The organism is Anaerophaga thermohalophila str. Valhall (assembly GCF_000250735.1).
In the GTDB taxonomy this organism is placed as follows: Bacteria; Bacteroidota; Bacteroidia; order Bacteroidales; family Marinilabiliaceae; genus Anaerophaga; species Anaerophaga thermohalophila_A.
The window spans coordinates 12,298-33,019 of sequence record NZ_AHZV01000102.1; the positions used below are offsets into that span (position 1 = coordinate 12,298).

Annotated in this window: 19 protein-coding genes; 15 read left to right on the forward strand and 4 right to left on the reverse strand. The window is 39.7% G+C overall.

All coding sequences use genetic code 11. From position 1 onward, the window contains the following. Positions 1–88 precede the first annotated feature (88 nt). The 5 genes from gmd to OQ5_RS0105145 all read left to right on the forward strand — a co-directional run bounded on the left by gmd (position 89) and on the right by OQ5_RS0105145 (position 5,696). The gene (gene gmd, locus OQ5_RS0105125; protein WP_016776455.1) at positions 89–1,204 is read left to right on the forward strand and encodes a GDP-mannose 4,6-dehydratase; all 1,116 of its coding nucleotides are present in this window, start codon (positions 89–91) and stop codon (positions 1,202–1,204) included. Continuing rightward, on the forward strand, positions 1,204–2,292 hold the full coding sequence (locus tag OQ5_RS0105130) for a GDP-L-fucose synthase family protein (RefSeq protein WP_016776456.1): 1,089 nt from the start codon (positions 1,204–1,206) through the stop codon (positions 2,290–2,292). The genes gmd and OQ5_RS0105130 overlap by 1 nt, the downstream gene beginning before the upstream one ends. A 170-nt stretch (positions 2,293–2,462) precedes the next feature. Then, positions 2,463–3,515 (forward strand): DUF6340 family protein, encoded by a 1,053-nt coding sequence (locus tag OQ5_RS0105135; RefSeq protein ID WP_016776457.1) that lies wholly within the window; start codon positions 2,463–2,465, stop codon positions 3,513–3,515. Beyond that, positions 3,490–4,923 (forward strand): D-alanyl-D-alanine carboxypeptidase/D-alanyl-D-alanine endopeptidase, encoded by a 1,434-nt coding sequence (gene dacB, locus OQ5_RS0105140; protein ID WP_016776458.1) that lies wholly within the window; start codon positions 3,490–3,492, stop codon positions 4,921–4,923. The genes OQ5_RS0105135 and dacB overlap by 26 nt, the downstream gene beginning before the upstream one ends. Beyond that, on the forward strand, positions 4,899–5,696 hold the full coding sequence (locus OQ5_RS0105145) for an amidohydrolase (protein WP_255297394.1): 798 nt from the start codon (positions 4,899–4,901) through the stop codon (positions 5,694–5,696). The genes dacB and OQ5_RS0105145 overlap by 25 nt, the downstream gene beginning before the upstream one ends. Positions 5,697–5,733: 37 nt before the next feature. Here the strand turns inward: OQ5_RS0105145 and OQ5_RS23190 are convergent, their stop codons facing one another. Beyond that, entirely contained in the window at positions 5,734–5,952 is a 219-nt protein-coding gene (locus tag OQ5_RS23190) for a hypothetical protein (RefSeq protein WP_141638854.1), read from the reverse strand. A 200-nt stretch (positions 5,953–6,152) separates the two neighbouring features. Between OQ5_RS23190 and OQ5_RS20345 the strand changes: the two genes are divergently transcribed. After that, positions 6,153–8,129, forward strand: a complete 1,977-nt coding sequence (locus OQ5_RS20345; RefSeq protein WP_141638855.1) for an ATP-binding protein — start codon at positions 6,153–6,155, stop codon at positions 8,127–8,129. Between the two features lie 141 nt (positions 8,130–8,270). Beyond that, on the forward strand, positions 8,271–8,654 hold the full coding sequence (locus OQ5_RS0105160) for a response regulator (RefSeq protein WP_016776461.1): 384 nt from the start codon (positions 8,271–8,273) through the stop codon (positions 8,652–8,654). 8 nt (positions 8,655–8,662) lie between these two features. Here OQ5_RS0105160 and OQ5_RS0105165 read toward each other — a convergent pair whose 3' ends face one another. Both OQ5_RS0105165 and OQ5_RS21910 read right to left on the reverse strand, forming a co-directional pair. After that, entirely contained in the window at positions 8,663–9,340 is a 678-nt protein-coding gene (locus tag OQ5_RS0105165; protein ID WP_016776462.1) for a Crp/Fnr family transcriptional regulator, read from the reverse strand. 538 nt (positions 9,341–9,878) lie between these two features. Further along, positions 9,879–10,295 (reverse strand): hypothetical protein, encoded by a 417-nt coding sequence (locus OQ5_RS21910; protein WP_016776463.1) that lies wholly within the window; start codon positions 10,293–10,295, stop codon positions 9,879–9,881. A gap of 87 nt (positions 10,296–10,382) precedes the next feature. Between OQ5_RS21910 and OQ5_RS0105175 the strand changes: the two genes are divergently transcribed. The 8 genes from OQ5_RS0105175 (at position 10,383) to OQ5_RS0105210 (ending at position 19,955) form a co-directional block, all read left to right on the forward strand. Then, entirely contained in the window at positions 10,383–10,577 is a 195-nt protein-coding gene (locus OQ5_RS0105175) for a hypothetical protein (RefSeq protein ID WP_141638856.1), read from the forward strand. Between the two features lie 600 nt (positions 10,578–11,177). After that, positions 11,178–11,552, forward strand: coding sequence for a response regulator (locus tag OQ5_RS0105180; RefSeq protein WP_016776465.1), 375 nt, complete (start codon positions 11,178–11,180; stop codon positions 11,550–11,552). Between the two features lie 364 nt (positions 11,553–11,916). Next, entirely contained in the window at positions 11,917–14,004 is a 2,088-nt protein-coding gene (locus tag OQ5_RS0105185) for a chemotaxis protein CheA (RefSeq protein ID WP_016776466.1), read from the forward strand. Positions 14,005–14,017: 13 nt separating this feature from the next. After that, positions 14,018–14,539, forward strand: a complete 522-nt coding sequence (locus tag OQ5_RS20355; protein ID WP_016776467.1) for a chemotaxis protein CheW — start codon at positions 14,018–14,020, stop codon at positions 14,537–14,539. A 54-nt stretch (positions 14,540–14,593) separates the two neighbouring features. Then, positions 14,594–16,669: a methyl-accepting chemotaxis protein gene (locus OQ5_RS20360; protein ID WP_016776468.1), complete on the forward strand. Its 2,076-nt coding sequence runs from the start codon at positions 14,594–14,596 to the stop codon at positions 16,667–16,669. A 146-nt stretch (positions 16,670–16,815) separates the two neighbouring features. Continuing rightward, positions 16,816–17,667 (forward strand): CheR family methyltransferase, encoded by an 852-nt coding sequence (locus OQ5_RS0105200; RefSeq protein ID WP_016776469.1) that lies wholly within the window; start codon positions 16,816–16,818, stop codon positions 17,665–17,667. Between the two features lie 236 nt (positions 17,668–17,903). Then, a complete protein-coding gene (locus OQ5_RS0105205; protein WP_016776470.1) occupies positions 17,904–18,974 on the forward strand; it encodes a protein-glutamate methylesterase/protein-glutamine glutaminase in 1,071 nt (356 codons plus the stop codon). 33 nt (positions 18,975–19,007) lie between these two features. Further along, entirely contained in the window at positions 19,008–19,955 is a 948-nt protein-coding gene (locus OQ5_RS0105210) for a TIGR01212 family radical SAM protein (protein ID WP_044107591.1), read from the forward strand. Here OQ5_RS0105210 and OQ5_RS0105215 read toward each other — a convergent pair. Next, a complete protein-coding gene (locus OQ5_RS0105215) occupies positions 19,950–20,693 on the reverse strand; it encodes a DUF4197 domain-containing protein (RefSeq protein WP_016776472.1) in 744 nt (247 codons plus the stop codon). The two genes, OQ5_RS0105210 and OQ5_RS0105215, sit on opposite strands and share 6 nt — an antisense overlap. Positions 20,694–20,722: the final 29 nt, after the last annotated feature.

Sequence of the window (20,722 nt, forward strand, 5' to 3'; positions counted from 1 at the left end):
TTTTTGAGTATGACAGCAGCTGTAAACATCACTACTGACTAACAACTATTGACTAATTTTATGAATAACAGTTAATTGATATTATACAATGGCAAAAGTAGCTCTCATCACCGGTATAACCGGACAGGATGGCGCCTATCTTTCAGAATTTTTGTTGAAGAAAGGCTATATTGTTCACGGAATTAAACGACGCAGTTCTCTTTTTAATACCGAACGCATCGATCATCTTTATCAGGATCCGCATGTGGAACATCGCAATTTTTTCCTGCATTACGGCGACCTGACCGACTCCACCAACCTTATTCGTATCATTCAGGAGGTTCAGCCCGACGAAATATACAACCTTGCAGCAATGTCACATGTTCAGGTGAGTTTTGATACACCTGAATACACAGCCAATGCCGATGGTGTAGGTACACTCCGTATCCTTGAGGCGATCAGGCTGTTGGGGATGACCAAAAAGACCAGGTTTTATCAGGCCTCAACAAGTGAACTTTACGGTTTGGTGCAGGAAGTTCCGCAAACCGAGAAAACACCGTTCTATCCGCGTTCTCCTTATGCTGTCGCCAAACTTTACGGTTACTGGATCACTGTCAACTATCGTGAAGCCTACGATATGTTTGCCTGTAACGGCATATTATTTAATCATGAGTCACCTATCCGGGGTGAAACATTTGTAACCAGGAAAATTACCCGTGCCGTTGCTCGTATCGCGCTGGGACTCCAAAGAAAGGTTTATCTCGGTAATTTGTCAGCAAAGCGTGACTGGGGGCATGCCAAAGATTATGTGAAGGCTATGTATTTGATGCTGCAGCAGGAGAAACCCGATGACTATGTGGTGGCTACAGGTGTAACAACATCGGTTCGGGATTTTGTTATCCGCGCATTTTCTGAAGCCGGTATTGAAATTGAGTTTAAGGGTGATGGTGTTGAAGAAAAAGGTTATGTGACAAAATGTAATAATCCTGAATATCAGATTGAAAAAGGAAGTTGCGTTGTAGAAGTAGATCCACGATATTTCCGGCCCACGGAGGTCGATTTACTGATTGGAGACCCTTCAAAAGCTAAAAAGAATCTTGGATGGGAGCCTCAATATGACTTAAACGGTTTGGTGAAAGATATGATGCAGTCGGACCTGAAATTGATGAAGCGTGACAAATTCCTGAATGATGGTGGCTACCATACATTAAATTATTACGAGTGATGGAGAAAAACAGTAAAATATATGTAGCAGGACACAGAGGGTTGGTGGGCTCGGCCATAACACGCGAATTGCAAAAACAGGGTTTTAATAACCTGATTCTGCGAACCCGGGAGCAACTCGATTTGCTGAATCAGAAGGCAGTTGAAGAATTTTTCATGCAGGAAAACCCGGAATATGTGTTTCTTGCTGCTGCACGTGTGGGTGGCATTCTGGCAAATAATACCTTCAGGGCCGAATTTATCTATCAAAACATTCAGATACAGAACAATATTATTCACTTTTCCAGGGAGTCGGGTGTGAAGAAACTTATGTTTTTAGGAAGTTCCTGTATTTACCCAAGGGATTGCCCTCAGCCCATGAAGGAAGAACATCTTTTGAACGGACCGCTGGAATATACCAACGAACCCTACGCCATTGCTAAAATCGCGGGAATGAAAATGTGCGAATCCTATAACCTTCAATACGGGACTGATTTTATTTCCGTAATGCCTACAAATCTTTACGGGCCTAATGATAACTATAATCTCATGGGTTCGCATGTTTTGCCGGCCTTGATCCGCAAAATGCATCTGGCTCAGATGTTGAAAAAGAATGATTTGGAGGGCATACGAAACGATTTTCGCAAAAGACCCGTAGAAGGGGTAGATGCAGAACAAAGTGATGAGATGTTGATCCGAAAACTGGGCGATTTTGGTATCATTATAAAAACCAATGGTGAAGTTGAACTCAAACTATGGGGAACTGGTCGTCCGCGCCGTGAGTTTTTGCATTCAGACGATCTGGCAAGGGCTTGTGTTTATCTGATGAATGAAGTCAGCTTTCAGGATATTGTGAACGAACGCGGACTAAAGGAAGTGCGAAACACACATATTAACATAGGGGTAGGAGAAGACCTTTCGATTGCCGAGCTGGCCGAATTGGTGAAAAATGTTACCGGCTACGAGGGAGAAATTAGCTGGGATGATTCCAAACCGGATGGCACTTCCAGAAAATTACTGGATGTAAGCCGGCTTAACAGGCTCGGGTTTAATGCTTCTGTTCCGCTTAAGGAGGGAATCGAAGAAGCGTATGATAATTATTTGTCATAACTGATTTTTTCAATGAGTGCAATATAAAAAGCATATTTTTGTCAAAATCAAGGCGTTTTAAATTTTTGTACCGGAGTTAACTCATTGTTAATGAGGATGCAAAAAATTTAAAACAACACAGAGTTTGGCAATAAAGATGCTTTTTAGACCGGGCTCAAAATCTTTTTTTCATGTACCGAGTCAGGAAATGGATATTTGGTGTCCTAATTGTATTTCTTAGTGGCTGTGCATCTTATTCAACCATTGAACTGGATGTGCTAAAGCCTGCTGAAATAGAAATACCTGTTGAGATCGCTTCCGTTGTGGTTGTTGACAATGCAAGACCGTTTAACGGATCAGACAGTGCGGTTAATAAGATTATTCTGCCCGATCGTAAATATTCGGTTGACACAATCCGGGTTGAAGATTTCGGGAAAAGAGTCATTGAGTCCTTTTCCGCGACTTTGGAAAGCAAACAATTTTTTGATTCGGTACATGTTGCTAAAGGTTCCTTTAAGAATCCGGCATTGGAAAATCCTTTGTCTCCCTTGTCAGCCTTCGAAATTGACTCCCTGCTGCGACATTATAATGCACAGGCCGTGATATCCCTTGATTATTACGATTACGGAACAACGCTTCGTATTACCGATACACCCGATTTTTATTATTCTACTCTGGATGCACGCAGCAATTCTTATTGGAGAATACATAATGGATTAAATGGAGAAATCATGGATGTCCATTTTCAGCGGGATACTATTTTCTGGGAAGGAGCAGGCCTTTCTTTGATGGAGGCCGCAGAGGAGCTTCCATCCATCAGAAAAGCACTGGAGATGGCAGCTCAGCATGCAGGTGAAAAATATGCCGACTACGTTGCCCCGGGCTGGAATAGTGAAGTCAGACGCTACTATACCCATGGACATCCTTTGTTTTTCAGGGCATCGGAGTTGATTGCCGGGGGAAACTGGGAAGAGGCCAACAGAATCTGGTATCATGTTTACGAGAACGGGTCGGACAAACAAAGAGCCAGAGCGGCTTTTAACCTGGCCCTCGGGATGGAAGTGCTTGGTGAGTTTCGTGAAGCTGCTGCCTGGGCTTATCGTTCGATAGAAGCTTATAAGGAACTGGGAGCGTTGTCGGTTTCGCAAATGGAGAAAGATATTTCTACTCAGTATTACACCCACCTGGCAGTTCGCATACAGGAAAAGAAAAAGCTTGATGAACAATACGGAATTGAAGAATAGACGGAGGGGATTACTTTTTGGTTTATTGATACTTCCCCTTTTCAGTTTGACATCCCGGTCGCAGGCATTGAAGGATGTCCCGGGGCATGCCTCAGTTTCGGCCCTTGTTAAAGATTTAAATACCGGCAGAGTTGTCTTCGAACATAATCCGAACAAGAATCTTATAACTGCCAGCCTGATGAAACTGGTAACCACTGCCACTGCCCTCGATGTTCTGGGCAAAAACTATAAGTTCATAACTCACTTCCGGATTACGGGAGAAATTATCAATGGCACATTAAATGGCGATTTGATTATAGAAGGAGGCGGTGATCCTACACTCGGGTCACATTATTTTCCTGGTCAGTCTCCCGGTTCTGTTCTTTCAAGTGTTGGTGAATTTCTGAAAAAGAAGGGGATAGAACGGATTAATGGCAGAATAGTTGTAGACGAAAGCTATTTAAAAGGTTCTCGATTTCCCTCACAACGGCTTTGGGAAGACATGGGAAATTATTATGGTGCTCCGCCTGCTGCTTTGTCGTGGCGTGACAATTCTTTTACTTTGGTACTCCAATCACCCAAAAAAGTTGGCGAAACATGCCATGTAGTTTCTGTCGTACCTTATACTTCTGATCTGACATTCAGCTGCAGGGTATTATCGGCCTCGCACAACCGCGACAGCGCCTATATTTACGGCCTTCCGGGACTCGATGAGTGGGAGATACGTGGTTCAATTCCTGCCGGACGTGACTGGTTTGAGATCAAAGGTGCTTTGCCCGAACCCGGACTAACATTTGCTTCGGAGGTAGCCGGTCTCCTGCAGGGAAATAATGGAATTGGCTTTGTTAAATCCGGGAATAATGAGTGGAGGGATAGCGCGCATCTAATCGGTCAAATTGAGTCTCCTCCCTTGTCAGAAATAATCAGGGAAATCAATCGGCACAGTCTTAACCTGGCAGCCGATCATTTGTTGGTTGCATTGGGAAAATCTGAAAACAATAACAGGGAATCCGAATGGGACAGAGGTATTCGCGTAATCAGGGATTATTGGAAAGATAAAGCCGGGGACTACTACATTGGCATCAATGACGGTAGCGGACTTGCACCGTTAAGCACTTTGTCGCCGGCTTTCCTGGTTGAGATGCTGACAAATATTTATGAAGAAGAAACGCTTTTTGAGACCTATAAAAATTCACTCTCCGTTAGTGGTCGCTCCGGAACATTGAAGTATATGTGGCGCAAACCTCCTTTGGCGGGAGTTGTTTACGGCAAAAGCGGTTCTATGAAAGATGTGTTGGGATATGCGGGTTATATTTTTAAGGATAACAAAAGTCCGCTGGTTTTCGCGGTGATGGTTAATCATCATGGAAAAGAGAATGGTGATATTCGTGATATAATTGAAAAATGGCTGGAGGGATTGTATCAATGAGAATTGCGCTTATAGAAACTGCTTTATACTGGGAAAACATCCGGCACAATCTTGATCACTTTCATTTTTTGTTTGATGATGTTTCCCCGGATTGCAAAATGATTTTCCTGCCCGAAATGTTTTCGACGGGTTTTACCATGCATCCTGAAAAAGTGGAGGAGCAGGAACTGAAAAAAGTTCCGGGGTGGTTAAAAAATATGTCGGTAAAATATGGAATGGCCCTCGGCGGCAGTTCTGTAACCAGCGCCGGGAACGGGTTTTTTAATCGGTTCTATTTTGCCACCCCCGATGGCGGCATCGACTTTTACGACAAGCGCCATCTCTTCAGGATGGGAGAGGAACAATACCATTATTTACCCGGGAATGAGCGGAAAATATTTAACTATGCCGACTGGCGAATTCTTCCCCAGGTTTGTTACGATTTGCGCTTTCCTGTCTGGAGCCGAAACCGCAACGATTACGATTTGCTGGTCTACGTGGCCAATTGGCCGGCTGTCCGTCAGGATGCATGGGCAGCGCTACTGAAGGCACGCGCCATTGAGAACCAGTGTTATGTTGCAGGGGTCAACCGCAGTGGTGAAGACCCCCGGGTTTCCTATTCAGGCGGTTCGGTGGTTTTTTCTCCCAAAGGTGAGATCGTGAGCTATCCTTCAAAAGAAAATGAATCTGTTATTTATGCGGATATTGATTTGGCAAAGCTGCGGAAATTCAGAGAAAAATTTCCTGCCTGGATGGATGCTGATGATTTTGAGATAAATAAGGAACAACCATAACAAATTCCACCTTATCACCCTTCCACCACTTCCAGATTCAGCGACCACCGGAAGTGTTCAGCCACTTTCCCCAGGCCCCATGCTTTGATGAGCTGATGAGAGAATGAGCTGATGAGAGAATGAGCTGATGAGAGAATGAGCTGATGAGAGAATGAGCTGATGAGCTGATGAGCTGATGAGCTGATGAGGGAATGAGAGAATTATCAGAAACCATGCTCTCTGCCCCATGCTCCCTGCCCCATGCTCTCTGCCCCATGCTCCCTGCCCTTTGCTCCTTGCCCTTTGCTCCCTGCTCTCCACTTCTGCCTGCCGGTTACTTCCATCTAACCGAAGAGTACCCCCTTAATACGTGATGTTTATCTAATATTGCTAATAATATTGTTAATAATTGTTATCAATGAATTCATTTCAAATCGTAACTAATTTAGTACACACCCGTATAATTTCACACTGTTTTTGCCGTTATTATTCACAGATATCAACAAGAAGGGAAAGGAAGGGATGTCACTTTACAAAGTCATTTTTGAAAAAAATCCGCAGCCTTGTATTCTGTTCAGAGCCAGGTTAAACACCGAAAGCCGGCCTTTGGTTTTCGAATGTGAAGAGTGCAATGCTGCCTACAGAAAAATGTTCGGAAAACCACCGCACGTTGTAAAAGAAGAAGATGAAGTGCCGTTTAACTGGTTTTCGTTTTTATCCGGTTTGTGGCATTCCGAAACCGAAGTAAAGGAAGAATATTATTTCAATGAAATCGGCACAAAGATGCTGATCACTGCCCGGAGAGTTGAAAACGACTTCGTGGTTTGCTGGTTTACAGAGGCCGCTTCATCTGCTTTTAACCAACCTTTTGTTGGCGTTAATGAAAATGTATTGTCTTACAGCAAGACCGAAGAAAATATCCGGAAACTTTTGAGGGCAGTAGAACAAAGCCCGGTCTCCATTGTAATTACAGATACCAGAGGAACTGTCGAATATGTTAATCCCGCTTTTAGTGAGCTTACCGGTTTTAGCAGGGATGAAATAATCGGGAAGAACCCCAGTATTTTAAAATCGGGTCTTGTTCCCGAAGGAGATTATGAAGAGTTATGGAGCACGATAGAATCGGGAAATATTTGGCGGGGTGAATTCATCAATAAGAGAAAAGACGGCGAGTTTTATTTCGAATGGGCCATAATTGCACCCATCGTTAATCCCCGGGGAGAAATTACCCACTATGTCGGGATAAAACAGGACATAACTGAAAAGAAAAAATTTGAGCAGGAAATAATTGATGCCCGTGAAAAGGCCCGTGAGAGTGAAATTCTGAAAGCTGCTTTTTTGCAAAACATGTCGCACGAAATAAGAACCCCGATGAATGCTATTCTTGGCTTTTCAGAATTGGCAAAAATGCCGGGGACAAGCGACGAAAAAAAGGAATATTACCTGTCCATAGTCATTGAATCTACCCACCGGTTGCTTGGTGTGGTCGACGATATTGTTGATATCAGTAAACTGGAAGCAGGTAACCTGACACTTAGAAGCAGTCCTGTCAGGCTGAAAGGGTTTCTGCTTGGACTTCATGAAACATTCAAAAACCAAACGGTTCCGCCGGTAAAGCTTGAGTTACCCGTTGTTGATGAGTCTCTTCAACAGGCCACCATATCGGTCGATTCGTCGCGCCTGAGGCAGGTACTCGAAAAGCTCCTTTCCAATGCTGTAAAATTCACCAAAGAGGGACATGTTAAATTCGGCTGTCACCAAATTGGAGGTGCTGTTCGCTTTTTTGTTGAAGATACCGGCATCGGAATACAGCCGGATATGTACAATCTTATTTTTCAACCGTTTTATCAGCTCGACATGGGGGCCACCAGATCTTTTGGCGGAAACGGACTTGGACTGACAATAGCCTCTCGCATCATAGAGAAGATGGGAAGCCGGATTCACGTTGATTCTGAACCCGGCAAAGGTTCTGTATTCTATTTTGACCTCTGGCCCGACAGCAGCGATATTGATTCACTGGTAACCAGGGAAAACACTGCGCTGGTGGGGGAAAAGTTCAGAAACAAATTTTGCGTCCTCATTGCTGAGAGTGATGAGGTAAATTTTATGCTACTTCGCGAAATCCTCATAAAAGGGTTTGGTGAAGAAATGATCAATGTTCTAAGAGCATCCACTGGAAATCAAGCCATTGAAACATGCCGCAACAAAAGTAAAATCGATCTTGTATTGATGAATCTGAAAATGCCGGATATGGATGGCTTTACAACTGCAAAACAAATTAAAAGCATATATCCCGATATTCCTATCCTGGCACAGGTTGCTTCCGACATTAATTTTGACCGTACTAAATTGTCCGAAACAAACTGTGATGATTTTGTGCCCAAGCCTGTTGACCGCCGGGTGTTGGTTGATAAAATATCCCGGTATATTGGTGTGAAGCAGGCAGACCGGTGATGTAAATCACCGATAATCGGACTGCTTTTTTACGTAATTCTTTCTATTTTTGTACAAAATATTTTGAGAAACATAATATTATGTTTCTTTTCACGAAGAAATGGTAGATTCCTTAATACCGATAAATCCAATTGAATTAAAATGAAGACAGAACAAGAAGATTATATTCTGATAATTGATGATTCTGAAACCAATAATATCCTTCTGGAGGCGCTTTTAGAAAAAGCAGGGTATAAAACTAAGAGTGCAAGGTCGGCAAATGAAGGGTGGAAATTAATTCATCAGGAGCTACCAAAACTTATTCTCCTGGATTTGCTGATGCCCAAAATTTCCGGATTCCATATGTTAAGCAAATTGCAATCTAATGAAAAGTATGGAAATATACCGGTAATTATTGTATCAGCACTGAATGAGCAGGATACCATTAATATGCTGCTGAAAAGCGGTGCTGTAGATTTCTTTTCTAAACCTATTGATATTCATGGAATAGTTGATCGTGTTAAAGAGATAGTTCCAATTGATTAAGAGGGTAATCATCCCAATCTTGCTAATGCTTCAATAATATCCATACTTTCTATTTTAACAGTTCTGTTATCTATAGATATTATTCTGTCGTTTTTTAGTTCACTCAATGTTCTGATGAAACTTTCTTTTGAAGTTCCCGCAAATCGAGCTAAGTCGGCACGACTTAAGAGCAACTTGAATGGGTTGACACATCCTTGAAGATTGTAAAAATAAAGTAATGTTTCCGCAACTTTTCCAGGTAGTTGTGATTTCGTGAGTTTTAATAATCTTTTCTGAAAAAAATCTGACTCTTTGGCCATAGCTTTGTATATTTTAGTGGCCAAACAAGTATTATTGCTTATTGCAGCCAAAAAAGCTTTAATTTCAATAATAACTACATTGACTTCTGTTATTGCCGATAAATCATATTTATAGTATGGCACGTCGAAAAAAGATGTAATTCCTTGTATTTCCCCTGGACCGGAAATCTTCAAAATGGTTTTTTCCTTTTCATAAAAAGATTGCACAAAGCCACTTTTTATGAAGTAGACATGAGTGGCTGGAGTATTTTGCTTGAAAATTATATTTTTGGGTTTATAGTTGGCATATAAGCAATTGTTCTCCAGGTGTTTAAATTCATTCTCTGTAAGCTCCTTAAAAAAATGTCTTAAAGGTATGTCATAATTGGTTTTTGCAATTGTATCCATTTGTGTATTTAGGTGATGAATCTTTATCGCTGTAAGAAACAGTGACTCTTTATGAAACGAAGCTTGACGAAGTCAATAATCCGGATTAATTTGATAATTGGAATGCTACAATTTTTTTTGTAGCTATGTAAAAAATTTTACTTGAAGAGTTTTGGACAGACTGAAAAAACAGAATTCGTAATTTTGAATATTGCTTTTTGTAATTCCTGTTCTCAAATTCTTATATAGTTTCATAGTTCGGTAATTATTTATTTTCATAGTACATCGTTTAAAAAGATGGATACGCTTTTTTAAACGTAATCATTCTGTCACATTTTCATTTTTTCTATAGAATTACCAGAAATTTCAAACTCGATAAACGAAAATTATTGTGAAAATATTCATTATATACGACGAATATATATGAAAGTTTTCATTTTATTGTTTCAATTCAGATTTTATTTTTGGAATTTTTTTTGCAAAAAGTAGAGCATTGATTAATATGAAAGATTTTATTGCAAAATGGGAAGATGTTTTTTAGGAAGATTATTGCCCTTCACTATTTGTACTTTTTAGAATTATCTTGTTTCTCCTGTTGCTTAGAGGCCTCAACTTGTTTGCCGATCTGTTGTTTTAAAGAACCAATTTTTTGATTTAATTCTTCTATTCTGGCGTCTTTTTCTTTAATGATTGTCAATAAGATTTTAATAGTTTCATTAATATTTTGCGACGAGTCATGGATGACCGGATTTTTTTTCCTGTATTTTTCACCTTTTCCTGTCAAAAGATACGATGGGTTGATGTCAGGAAAAGCGTTCAATATTTTTTCAATACTTTCAGAATGAAGTCCTCTTCTTGTTTTTCTTGCTTTGGCAACAAGACCGACAGACAATCCTGCAATTTTCGTCAACTGATTGTTATTTAACTTCTTATCAGTCATGTATTCTTCCAGTCTGGAAATAATATTTGAATGCATAATGAAAAGTGTCTAAATAATGTTATTTGTCCTATTGAAAAAAGTCATTATATTTGTCCGGTGTTTAAGACAAAACTAACTCAGAAAATGACTAAAAACGAAATTTTTAGGAATAAAAAGTTAGGAGATATTAAACAGGTTGCTGAAATTTTAGGTGTATCTCATGCAAATGCAGATAAAATTTTAAGACGCGTAAATAGTAAAAAGCACGCTGAAGCTTTTAATATATTGAAAAAAATAGTTGAAAGCCGTGAAGCTCTTAAAAAGTCTTATAATAAATAAGGATTTACGGCTCATAGATGAAGACAATTGGGGAACAATCCGGATTGTTAAATTTTTTTGGTTCTCTCTTACAATACTCCGTTAAACTTTTACAATACACTGCAAACCAATTGTTTATGCTTCTTAATATAGGTTTATTAAGATGCAGTTTATCAATATTTTACGGATTATCTTACATCTTGTATCTAAAAATCTAACGATCTATTGATATTGGACCTTTCCAAAAAAAACAGTACAACTCTCCTTTTGTTTGATAAATCATAACTCCATGCCTGTTTCAAATGGAACACGGGCCTTCATGCTTTTTCTAATCTGTAATCTCAGCATTAAAATACTTTGCAGGCAGATTTCTGTAATAAGCTATTGCAACAGAATGCTGAGAAAATATTCTCAGTATTCCAGGCTGGTGATTTATCTCACCGCTCTGCGATGATTGATGTCACTGGAATTCTGTAATCCTTGGGTAGTAAAGTATCGTATTAAAGCTGTGATCAAATTTTCACTTACTGATTTATATGAAACGAGTCCCGATTACTCCCCGATAAATCGGGGCAGGCTGGAAAGAGTTCCATTTGACCTTAAAAAACAAATTTTATACGAATGAAACCATATATTTTAATTGTTGATGACTCCAGAACAAATCGGTTTCTTTTTGAAGAGCTCTTAAGAAAAAGCGGGCTTAAAGCACATTCAGTTTCATCCGCTTCAGAAGCCTGGAGGTTTATCCGGGAACAAACACCTTGTTTGATATTACTTGATTTGATTATGCCGACTGTTTCGGGGTTTGAATTTTTTGATTCTCTGAAGTCCCATAAAAAGTTTTCAACAATTCCGGTAATCGTAATCTCCTCTGCCGATTCTCCCAAAATTCGACAAAAAATCAAAAAGATGAGCATTGAGGAGTATTATGTTAAACCCGTGGATATATGGCAGTTGAGAAAAAAAGTTTTAGAATATTATCCTGGAGAAACATAGAATGAGCAGGTCTAATAATGAAGTGAGCATGAAAGGATTGTGTCGATAGATGATGTGTATAATCTGTCATGTGAGTTTCATTCTGCCTGTTCCGAAAATCCTGAACCTTAACAATCAGATTTTATACGAAATAGTATCTGTCCATAAAGTGCCATTTACTGTGTTACGCTTGTCCGAAAATTACTCACTTACGAAGAGTAAACTCCGTATTTTCTGACTTCGCAAGCCTTGTAAATGACACTTCCTGAACAGACACACATATTGTAAAAATTTTTGCGGGTTTATAGACACGCACGAAATAGGAAGCATAAAATTTAGTCTCAGTAGTAACTCTGAAGAAGTAATACTATACGATTTTTCATTTATGGATCTACCAAGTGAATTTAAAACAAAGTTTGTTAACGAGGCCCTCGACAATATCACCGAGATAGAGCAGATATTGTTGGAGCTGGAGCTGACGCCTGACAATAATAATCATATTGAAAGCATTTTCCGTGGATTGCACACTTTAAAAGGGGGTGGTTCCATGTTCGGGTTCAATAAATTAAGTGAGTTTACGCATCACATCGAAACAGTTTATGATCTGGTTCGATCCGGAGAAATAGTGCTTTCACAAAGAATCATTTCTTTGACATTTAATGCGGTAGACATATTTAAGAAATTATTAGTTACGGATGAGGATATTTTGCAAACAGTAAGCGAACAATGCAATGAAATTGTAGCCTCTTTCAGGGAGATTGTGGATTTGAAAAAGGAAGAAAGAAAATTGCAGCAAAAAGAAAATTCTGTACACGATTCATCTGAAGACAATTTAAAAGAGGCAACTGCAACTTACTATATACATTTTTATCCGGGGAAAAATATATTAAAAAACGGAACAAATCTCTTGTATTTGATAGATGACCTTTTGGAACTGGGTGAGGGGTTTGTTATCCCGGGTCTAGGTGAAGTTCCGGACTTCAATGAAATTAACCCAAAACAGAGCTATATATATTGGGATATTTTTTTAGCAACGAACAAAGAAGTGTCAGAAATATCTGATGTTTTCATTTTTGTTGAAAGTGAATCTACTTTAGAAATACATAAAGTAAGCAATACAAATTTATTTACATCAGAGCAATTCGTAAAAACACTAAATGAAATAGCCTCACGGAATAATCCAATAAATCTTCCTTCTGTTAAGAAATTGGTTCACAAAAGCCAATCGGTAAACAAAACCGAATTTAAAAGTAAAACCAAGGGAAACAAAGGCAATAAAAAGTATGAGATTGACAGTTTTAATAACCATAATTCGAATAATTCAGTCAGGGTCTCTACAGAAAAAATTGATGTTTTAACGAGTTTGGTTAGTGAACTGGTTATTGTTCAGGAGCAGTTGAATCTGATTTCAGCAGCCAATCAGGTTCCCGGACTTCAGTCTGCTACAGATTCCCTTCAAAAACTTACGTCACAACTTCGTGATGGTATTTTAAATATGAGCCTTATCCCGATTAATTCACTGGTTGTAAGATTTCAGAGATTAGTGAGAGATTTGAGTTCAAAACTAGGGAAAAAAGTGAAGCTCCAGATTGAGGGGGGTGATACTGAAATTGACAAATCAATGATTGATAATTTGTCTGATCCTTTGCTGCACATTATCAGAAATTGCATAGATCACGGCATTGAGAGCCCTCAGGTTCGCAACGCCAAAGGGAAACCGGAGACAGGACATATTCAATTAAAAGCATTTTACTCCGGTGCCAATGTCATAATAAAAATTGAGGACGACGGTCAGGGAATTGATCTGTATAAGGTAAAAGAAAAAGCAATTGAAAGAAATCTGATAGACGCCAATTCCGATTTGTCGGATCAGGAAATTATGAACTTAATATTTACTTCCGGATTTTCAACCTCAGAAAATATTACACAGGTGTCAGGAAGAGGAGTGGGAATGGATGTGGTCAGGCAGAATATTAATGCAGTCAAGGGTACAGTCAAAATTGATTCGGAAAAAAATGTAGGGACGACCATAACAATAACTTTACCATTGGTGCTGTCTATAATAGATGGTTTGTTGATTAGAGTGTTTGATTCTCAGTATATTATTCCTTTATCAGTAGTTGAGCATATCTTTTTTAAAGAATCTCTTAGTTTGGATCAAAGTATTCAGGAAATAGTTGAATTTAAGGGTACTAAAATACCTTTTTTGAATTTACGAAAGGAGTTAAATGTTGATGCTCCGCCTCCTGAAATAATGCAGATGATAGTTATTAACCATCATGGCGATTTTTTTGCACTCGCAGTTGACAAAGTAATAGGAAAGATTCAAAGTGTGCTTAAACCTCTCGGAAAACTTTATGATGAAAATAAATATTTCTCAGCAGCTACTATAATGGGTGATGGTTCTATCGCTCTGTTATTAGATACCAATGCTCTTGTTTATGCCTTTGATAGTAAAATACTTGTTAATTAAAAAATAGATTATTATGGATAAAGTTAAAAAACGAATTACAGATGCCTATCTGTCGTTTTGTTTGGCAGATGAAATTTTTGCCTTACATGTCAGTCAGGTCAGAAAAATACTTGAACTGGTTGATATTACAGAGGTACCAAGGACACCGGATTACATGAGAGGGGTTATTAATTTAAGGGGACATGTTCTGCCAGTCCTGGATTTAAACATCAAGTTTGGATTACCTCCTTTTCAAAGCACAAAAACCTCTTGCATACTGGTAATAGAAACTGAATTGGACAATGAAGCCATAATGCTGGGGATTTTAGTGGATTCTGTTCAGTCCGTTCTGAAAATCAAGGAAGAACAGATTTTACCTCCCCCGAGTATTGGAAAAAAATTCAAGACTGATTTTATCTCCGGAATGACCAGGGTTGAAGAGAAGTTTTACATGATCCTTGATATGAATTTAATCTTGAAGTCAAACGACGTTTTCAGCATAAAGGATATAAAAAAGGTTCGTGAGTCGGTAGAAAATGAAAATAACAATAGTTAATTTTTAATTTGTTATTATAGTCAAATTTTTGTTTAACAAAATAAAACAATTGGAATGAAATTCAGCGATTTTAAAATTGGAAGCAAAATTGTTACCGGTTTTTCTTTAATTACCATAATTGCATTGGCAATTGGTATTACCGGAATGATAAGCCTGAACCGTATTGGCAATTTACTAAATTCTGTATCAGACGTAAGATTGCCTGGTATTGAGCATCTTGGGACTGTTGAGGCTAATTTAGAAAGAGTGCAAAAGGGTTATTATCAAATCTTGGACGCCGATGTCAGTCGGGAAGAAAGGGAACAAATAATGATAAATATTTCCAAGGCGAGGGAAACTTATCTGGATGCTCTGAGCCGATACGAAAAATTAGAAATGACCGAAGATGAAGAAAGTATTTATGTTAAATTTATTAAAGATTTAGGTGCCTGGCAAACCCACAATAAACAAAATGTTGAGAGGCTTGCTACCCGGTTTGTCGAAATGGGTCTTCTTGATCCTCAGGAATTGATTAAGCAAATTGAAAAATTTGTTACTGAACACTATATTCTTCAAAAAGAAGTTCTGGATGCTATTCATAACGGAACTGTTCTTGAAGGTGGAGGTATCGAAGAATGTGCGTTGCACAACTGGTCGGTTAATTTTAATACCGAGAATGCTGAAATCATCTCTTATATTAATGATTTGCGTGAACCCCACCAGGAATTTCATTTGTCGGTTCAACAGATAAAAAATTTAATCAATCAGGGAAATATTCAGGAAGCAAATATTTACTTTCAGGAAGTAACAAAACCTGCTGCTGAGAAAATCGTTAATTATTTGGATTTGATTGCCCAGAAAGCGAACCAGGCTGAAAAAATCCTTCTCGAACTGAATGAAGCTGTTACTGTTGAATCAGCGGAGTTTCACAAAGGAGTTATGTCCGATATTGATGAACTTACAAGAATTAACAGAAAAAAGGCAAGCGATGAGAATAAGACGGGTGATGATATTTATCTGGCCAGTAATATCTTAATTATAACAGCAATTATAATTGGTTTGATTATCGCTTCTTTGTTGAGTTACTTCATTACCAAATCAATAACGAAAGGTATTAACAAAGGGGTAGCATTCGCTGAGAAAATTGCAGATGGAGATCTCACCGTTGATGTGGAGGAGCAATATCTTTCCCAAAAAGATGAAGTTGGTCAGTTATCCAGAGCTATGCAACGTATGTCTGACAAACTTCAGGAAATTATTGGAGATATCATGGCAGGGGCCGACAACATTACAAGCGCCAGTCAGGAAATGAGCTCTACTTCGCAGCAAATGTCTCAGGGAGCAAATGAACAAGCCTCATCAGCTGAAGAGGTATCTTCCTCTATGGAACAGATGGTTGCCAATATTCAGCAAAATACTGATAGCGCAATGCAAACAGAAAAAATTGCTAAACAGGCGGCTGAGGGCATTATCAAAGGTAGTGAGAGCTCTAATATTACAGCAAAATCAATGAAAGAAATTGCATCAAAAGTTTCGATCATTGGAGATATTGCTTATCAAACCAACATTCTTGCTTTGAATGCTGCAGTGGAGGCAGCAAGAGCCGGAGAACACGGTGAAGGTTTTGCTGTTGTGGCAGAAGAGGTTAGGAAGCTTGCGGAAAGAAGCCAGGTTGCAGCCGAAGAGATTAATGAATTATCTGCTGAAGGGGTTAATGTTGCGGTTGAAGCCGGCAAATTGCTCGAGACAATAGTCCCGGAAATGGAAAAAACGTCAAAACTAATTCAGGAAATTTCTGCCGCAAGTATGGAACAGAATTCAGGTGCGGACCAAATTAATACTGCTATACAGCAACTAAATCAGGTTGTTCAGCAAAATGCTGCTGCTTCGGAAGAAATGGCCTCGAGTTCAGAAGAATTGGCTGGTCAAGCTGAGCAGATGAGAGAAATTGTTTCTTATTTCAAGGTCGATCATAGAAATTTCAGAAAAAAGAAGAACAGTAATATTTTGAAAAAAGAGAAAACTGATTTAAAATCTACCGGAAATTCTTCTCATTCGACTTTATCGGATAAATCTAAAAACCAATCAAAAGGGGTAGATTTAAATATCGACGAAACAGATAAAAACGATGAGGATTTTCAACGCTTCTGATAAGATAAGTCGTTGATTCTTTTTTGTAGTCTTATATTTGTAGGACTATTTTGCCAGTCTGGCGGTCTTGTTGCCTTCCATTAATATAGATCGCCAGACTTAGTTTATTTATTTGTGATGTTGTTCTCTGAAAAACCTTTAAAAATTTGATAAGCGAAATTTACAAAGCGGAGCTTTCCGACAAGGATTTTAATACCCTTTCAGTAATAATAAACCGCGAAACCGGTATAAAAATGCCTCCGGCCAAAAAGGTTATGCTTCAGGCCCGGCTGAAAAAACGGCTTACCGCATTAAATTTTACAACTTTCGAAGATTATACGAGTCATGTTCTCAGTAAGGAAGGGTTCTCAACCGAGCTGATTCACATGATCGATGCTGTGAGTACTAACAAGACGGATTTTTTTCGTGAACCGGTACATTTTCAGATTATGACCGATGTTGTATTACCGGAATTTGTCCGTGCAAACAAAGGTCAACCATTCAGGGTATGGAGTGCGGGGTGTGCCAGTGGCGAAGAGCCATACAACATTGCTATGGTAATTGACGATTTCATAAAACGGGGATACCGGTTTGATTTTTATGTAAGGGCAAGTGATATATCCACTGCTGTTTTGCAAAAAGGAATCAATGCCGTTTACACCGAACAAAGGGTGGCTCCGGTGCCAAAATATTTTCTTCACCGCTATTTTATGCGAAGCAAAGACAAAAGCAAAAATTTATACAAAGTCGTTCCTGAAATACGAAGCAAAGTACAGTTTAGCCGTATCAACTTTATGGATGAAACCTTTAAAGTTCCTGAACGGTTTGATGTCATATTTTGCCGGAATGTGTTGATCTATTTTGACCGCCCTACCCAGGAATCGGTTATAAGGAAATTATTGAGGCATTTGAAAACCGGTGGATATTTGTTTATCGGGCATTCGGAGTCGCTTATAGATATGCAATTGCCACTTGCTTCCGTAAGGCCAACGGTTTTTCGAAAAATATCTGATGATTAGGTTAATAGGTCAATAGGTCAATAGGTCAATAGGTTAATTTGTTAATTTGTTAATTGGTATGAAGGTCAAGGAGGTGATGTTGGTAGTATGTTGACGAAATATTTATAAATCAATGCCTTAAGTGCAAACATCTGAATTTAATGTTCTGAAATACGGAAAGTTGTCCCCTTCAGCCTGTTGTTATTGAATTCCCGAATTCTTGAAGTTTTTTAACTTGCAATTTAAATATTTGTTGCATGCCCAAAGTGAAAGTCCTTGTTGTTGACGACTCCGCCGTCGTAAGACAGACTTTGTCCGAAGTAATAAAAACGGATGGTCGCCTGGAGCTGATCGGAATAGCTTCCGATCCTTATATAGCAGCCCGGAAAATGTTGAAGGAAGCCCCCGATGTAATCACCCTTGATGTAGAGATGCCCCGTATGGACGGACTCACGTTCTTAAAGCGGATTATGTCGCAACATCCTCTTCCGGTTGTTATTATTTCAAGTCTGACGGAAAAGGGTACTGAAACTGCCATGAAAGCTCTTGAATATGGTGCAGTAGAGATCATCACCAAACCGAAAATGGGGACCAAAGAGTTTTTTGAGGAATCCCGTATTCGGATATGCGATGCCATCTTTGCAGCAGCTCATACCCGGCCGAAAAAGAAATTTACATTACCCCCGGTTATCAAAGTTGAACCCCGTTATTCGGCCGATGTTGTAATACCTGGTAAGACCAGGCATGGAAGTATGCTAAAAACCACCGAAAAGGTAGTTGTTATTGGTGCTTCTACCGGGGGAACCGAAGCTTTGCTGCATGTTTTGCAAGGTTTACCTCACGACTGTCCCGGTATTGTAATTGTGCAGCACATGCCGGAAGAATTTACCCGTTCGTTTGCCAAAAGGCTTGACGATATTTGTGATATTTCTGTGAAAGAAGCACAGAACAACGATACCGTTATCCGCGGAAGAGCCTTGATTGCTCCTGGCAACAAGCATACTTTGTTAAAGAGGAGTGGGGCACGTTATTACGTGGAAGTTACGGATGGACAACTGGTCAACCGGCATCGACCCAGTGTGGATGTGTTGTTTCGCTCAGCGGCTTATTGTGGGGGAGCCAATGTGGTAGGAATAATAATGACGGGAATGGGGAATGATGGCGCACGCGGATTGTTGGAGATGAAAGAAGCCGGCGCTTATACCATTGCTCAGGATGAAAAATCGTGTGTTGTCTTTGGCATGCCGCACGAAGCAATAAAACTTGGAGCGGTTGATAAGACCGTCTCACTTGAACATATCGCTGCATTGATCATGAAAAAGACATGAGTTCTGTGAATGTTTTATCTTTGCAAAAAAAACATGCCCGAAAAAGCATTTCCCTGGGGACACGATAATCCAATCAACGATTACAGCAATTATATCCGGCGTAAATTTAACGGAAGAGTGCAAAAATTATCACTCAATGCTGGGTTTACGTGCCCCAACCGTGACGGAACAAAAGGAAGAGGGGGGTGTACTTTTTGCAATAACGATACTTTCAATCCCGGATACTGTAAAGCGGGTCTGAGCATCACAGAACAACTTGATCAGGGGATTTCTTTTTTCGCTGAACGATATCCTGACCAATACTACCTTGCTTATTTTCAGGCTTATACAAACACTTACGATACATTGGCAAGATTGAAAGTGCTTTATGAAGAAGCACTGTCACACCCGCAAATAAAAGGTATGGTCGTGGGCACTCGTCCCGACTGCGTTCCTGATGATCTGATTAAGTATTTCCAAAAACTTCAGGAGCAGTACTATATTGTTGTTGAATTGGGGATAGAGTCAACAAATGAGGAAACACTTAAAAGAGTCAACCGTGGTCATACTTTTCAGGAAACAAAGGAAACCATAGAGCGACTCTACAATGCCGGAATTCCTTTGGGGGGTCACCTTATTCTGGGGCTACCGGGTGAAACCAACGAGATGATACTGGAACATGCCGATATTTTGTCGCATTTGCCATTAAACTATTTGAAATTGCATCAGCTTCAATATGTCCGGGGCTCAGTTCTGGGATACCAATATCTTAAAAACCCCGAAAATTTCAGGGTTTTCCATGCCGATGAGTACATTGATCTGGTTATCGCCTTTTTGGAACGTTTAAATCCGGCAATTGTAATGGAACGACTGGCAAGTCAGGCGCCTTTCGATCTTTTGATAGCTCCCAAATGGGGACTGAAAAACTTTCAACTGGTTGAAATGGTTCGGAAAAGAATGAAACAAAGAAATACGTGGCAGGGACGTTTATTTGTCTCATGAACCTCCGAAAACACGCTTCAGTAATTCAGTTACCCTTGCCGCCGGATCGGTTCGTATTTTTTCTTCTTCCAAAGCCAGTTTTAAGAACAGGCCATCGAGTGCTTTATTTGTCAGATACTTGTCAAGTTGGGTCTCAACGGTTTCCAAATCCGCCATCTGACCGACAATTGAGTTTGCTACTCTGTTCCACTGGCCTGTGAGCGTTTCCCAGGACTCATTAGTAGAGAGTTCTCCGACTATTTTTTTATCGAGGCTGGCTTTTATTTTGGGTTGATAGAGACAGAAAAGCTCGTTGTAAGTTTGAGACCTGAGATATTGCGTGGCAGCGTCTTTTCCACCGTTAAGAATTTCAAATCCATCCTGAATGGTCATGTTCGAAATGGCTTTTGCAAAGATGGGAGCAGCTTCACTGGCAGCATCTTCTGCAGAACGGTTGATTCGTAATATCACATCTTCTACCAGTTTGTCTCCCCCGGGTATTTTAGAAAGATTGTCGGTTACTACTTCAGCTTCGGGGGGCAGAGTGATTTTCACCAGGTCATCACCGTAGTAGCCATTTTTTCTTGAAAGTCGGCCGGATGCGGAATCGGCTCCAATTATAAGAGCCTGCCTCAGGCCGCGTATAACTTCTGTTTGCGTTAACGGTCGGTTGGTGTCGATTGTTTTAACAACTTGTGATAGTTCAGCACAACCTGCAATTAAAAGGATTGTGAAGACCGAGGCGAAGGATTTTTTCATCAGTATAAAATTAGTCTAAGTTATTGGTC